This is a genomic window from Cellulomonas triticagri (assembly GCF_003696205.1).
Taxonomy (GTDB): domain Bacteria; phylum Actinomycetota; class Actinomycetes; order Actinomycetales; family Cellulomonadaceae; genus Cellulomonas; species Cellulomonas triticagri.
The window spans coordinates 1-3,259 of sequence record NZ_RFFI01000211.1 but is presented as its reverse complement, the minus strand read 5'-3'; the positions used below and the strand labels follow the sequence as shown (position 1 = coordinate 3,259).

General features: G+C 77.1%; 3 protein-coding genes. 2 read left to right on the top strand and 1 reads right to left on the bottom strand.

What is annotated here, in order from left to right; genetic code table 11:
• Positions 1 to 152: 152 nt before the first annotated feature.
• Positions 153 to 857, bottom strand: coding sequence for a TetR/AcrR family transcriptional regulator (locus EBM89_RS20070; protein WP_122151344.1), 705 nt, complete (start codon positions 855 to 857; stop codon positions 153 to 155).
• 117 nt (positions 858 to 974) lie between these two features.
• Here EBM89_RS20070 and EBM89_RS20065 point away from each other — a divergent pair, with 117 nt between their 5' ends.
• Together EBM89_RS20065 and EBM89_RS20060 are read left to right on the top strand one after the other, a co-directional pair.
• Entirely contained in the window at positions 975 to 1,850 is an 876-nt protein-coding gene (locus EBM89_RS20065; RefSeq protein ID WP_122151343.1) for a glycoside hydrolase family 16 protein, read from the top strand.
• 12 nt (positions 1,851 to 1,862) lie between these two features.
• Positions 1,863 to 3,137 (top strand): MFS transporter, encoded by a 1,275-nt coding sequence (locus tag EBM89_RS20060; RefSeq protein WP_122151342.1) that lies wholly within the window; start codon positions 1,863 to 1,865, stop codon positions 3,135 to 3,137.
• Positions 3,138 to 3,259 lie beyond the last annotated feature (122 nt).

The window sequence follows — 3,259 nt, the reverse complement described above, 5'->3', positions numbered from 1 at the left end:
GCCGTCGCAGGGCCGCCACCGCCCGCGCGAGCTCCCGGTCCCCCGCCGCCCGCGCCTCCCGGGCCGACGCCGCGCGCGCCGCGACGAACTGCTCCGCCGGGCCCCCGTACAGCTCGGCGGCCACGGCGAGGAGCGGGTCGGCGGTCACGACGTCAGGCCGCGGACAGCCGGGCGAGCAGCTCGTCGAGCAGCGCCGCCTCGCCCGGGGTGACGGGCGCGTCGGCCTCGGCCAGCGCGGCGCGCAGGCCGACGGCCCGGGCGGACAGGTCCCTCATGTCGCGGGTGGCCGTCGTCGCGCCGTCCGGGTCCGGGGTGGTGACCGCGGCGAGCACCGCCTCCCGCACCCGCTCCGACAGGCCGACGTCGCCGTCCGGCTGCCGCATCCGCTCCAGCGCCACCCCGAGCCCCGCCGCGTGCACCGCGTCGGCCGCCTCGGCGACGGTCGTGCGCAGCCGACCCGCCGCCGCCACCCGCTGCACGAGCCCGTGCAGGATCGCCAGCGACCGCGCCACCGCACCCGCCGTGCCGCCGGACCTGTCCGGGCCGTACATCAGCACGTACGCCGCCGGGTTCTCGCGGGCGAACTCCTGGTGCAGGTCCCAGCCCGCGCGCAGGTCGTCCACCGGGTCCCCGCTCGGCTCCTGCGCCTGCTTGCGCGCCAGGTAGCGCGCGAACCCGTCGTCCGCGACCGCCGCGAGCAGCCCCGCCATGTCCCCGAACCGGCGGTAGATCGCCGGGGGCTGCACGCCCGCCGCCGCGCTCACCGAGCGCGTCGTCACCGCCTCGCGGCCCTCGCGGGCCAGGAGGTCGGCCGCCGCCGCGACGATGCGGGCGGCGACGTCCTGCTGCTCGGTCATGGACCGACGATACCCGGCGGGTGCTACCGGTGATCATCTGCCGGTGTCGGTGGGGGCGCCTACGCTCGCGGCAGCGTCGTCCTGCACCGCACCGACTCGCCGCCGCCGGGAGGCGCCATGTCCGCACCGCAGGGCCCCTCCGGCCCGACCAGCCCGCTCGCGCCGCCGGGGCCCACCGACGTGGACGAGCGGTTCGACCGCCCCCTCGCCGGGAGCGGCTGGACCGCCGCCTACCTGCCCGCGTGGAGCTCGCGCGCCGCCGCCGCGGCGACCTACCGCACCGGCCCCGACGGCCTGCACCTCACGGTCCCGCCGGAGCACCCCGTGTGGTGCCCCGACCTGCACGAGCCGCCGCTGCGGGTCTCCGCCGTGCAGAGCGGGTCCTGGTCCGGACCGGTCGGCAGCACGCAGGGGCAGCAGCCGTTCCGGCCCGGGCTGCGCGTCCAGGAGGAGCAGCCGCCGACCTGGGCGTGGACGCCCCTGTTCGGCCACCTGGAGGTCACCTGCCGGGCGACCGTGGGGCCGGGGTCGATGTTCTCCGCGTGGCTCGTCGGCGTCGAGGACGTCCCCGAGCGCAGCGGCGAGATCTGCCTGGTCGAGGTGTTCGGCGACACGACCCGCCCCGGGACCGGCGGGCACAGCGGGCACAGCGGGCACAGCGAGCACATCGGTCCGACCGTCGCGCTCGGGCAGGGCGTGCACCCGTTCCGCGACCCGGCGCTGCGCGAGGACTTCGCCGCGCCGCACACCGCCCTCGACCTCGCGCGCCCGCACACCTACGCCGCCGACTGGGGACCCGACGGCGTCACGTTCACGGTCGACGGCGCGGTCACCCGGCACGTCCCCCGCGCGCCCGACTACCCCGTGCAGCTCATCCTCGGCGTGTTCGACTTCCCCGACCTCCCGCACACCGCCGCCAGCCCGGCCGTGCCCGAGCTCGTCGTCCACCGCGTGCGGGGAACGGCGCCCGCACCGGACGGCGGAGACGGCTAGCATCTCGCCCTTGTGAGCCGCATCGTCGAGACCCTCGTCCCCCGGCGGCTCGGCATCCCCTTCCGGTGGCTGCTCGCCTCCTCGTGGACCAGCAACCTCGGCGACGGGATCGCGCTCGCCGCCGGTCCCCTGCTCGTCGCCTCGCTCACCGACGACGCCCGCCTGGTCGCGCTCGCCGCCACCGTGCAGTGGCTGCCGCCGCTGCTGTTCGGGCTGCTCGCCGGGGCACTCGCCGACCGGTGGGACCGCCGCCGGATCGTGCTCGTCGTCAACGCCGTCCGGGTCGTGGTGCTCGCCGCCCTCACCACCACCATCGCCACCGGGCACGCCAGCATCGGCCTCGTCCTCGCGCTGCTGTTCGCCCTCGGCACCGCCGAGATCTTCGCGGACAACGCCGCGCAGACCTTCCTGCCGATGCTCGTCGCCCGTGACGACCTCGCCGTCGCGAACTCCCGGCTCCAGACGGGGTTCATCACGGTCAACCAGCTCGCCGGGCCGCCGCTCGGCGCCGCGCTGTTCGCCGCGGGCACGCTGTGGCCGTTCGCCACGCAGGCCGTCGTCGTCGCCGCGGCGGCCGTGCTGGTCTCCCGGATCGTGCTGCCCGCGCACCCCCGCGACCCCGCCACCCGCAGCCACCTCGGCCGGGACATCGCCGAGGGGTTCCGGTGGGCCTGGCGGCACGCCGCCGTCCGCACCCTCGTGCTCACGATCTTCAGCTTCAACATCACGTTCGGCGCCGCGTGGTCCGTCCTCGTGCTCTACGCGACGCAGCGCCTCGGCATGGGCGAGATCGGCTACGGGCTGCTCACCACCGTCTCCGCCCTCGGCGGCCTCGTCGGTGCGGCGACCTACGGCCGGCTGACGCGGCACGTCTCGCTCGGCAACCTCATGCGCATCGGGCTGATCCTCGAGACCCTCACCCACCTCGGGCTCGCCCTCACCCGGCAGCCCTGGGTCGCGCTGGTGATCTTCTTCGTCTTCGGCGCGCACGCGTTCGTCTGGGGCACCACCTCCGTGACCATCCGGCAGCGCGCCGTCCCCGGAGCGCTGCAGGGCCGCGTCGGGGCCGTCAACACCGTCGGGGTGTTCGGCGGGCTCGTCCTCGGCTCCGGCCTCGGCGGGGTCCTCGCCGAGCGCTGGGGCGTCACCGCCCCGTTCTGGTTCGCCGCGGTCGGCTCGGCGGTCTTCGTCGTCGCGATCTGGCGCCAGCTCCGCCACGTCGCGCACGCGGACGAGGCGGCCGCGCCGCTCGCGGCGGAGGCGGCGGACGGGGTGCGGGAGGACTGACGCGGTCGGTCCGGCCCCACCCCGCGGACCTCGTGCAACGAGGGGCCGGCCGTGCCAGGCTCGGCGCATGCCCGCGCGCCGCGACCAGCCCCCGGCCCCCACCCGGGCCGAGCGAGCCGCCG

Excerpts from the sequence above, each read along its gene's own strand:
- EBM89_RS20070 (WP_122151344.1), bottom strand. The coding sequence starts at position 857 with ATGACCGAGCAGCAGGACGTCGCCGCCCGCATCGTCGCGGCGGCGGCC.
- EBM89_RS20065 (WP_122151343.1), top strand. The coding sequence starts at position 975 with ATGTCCGCACCGCAGGGCCCCTCCGGCCCGACCAGCCCGCTCGCGCCG.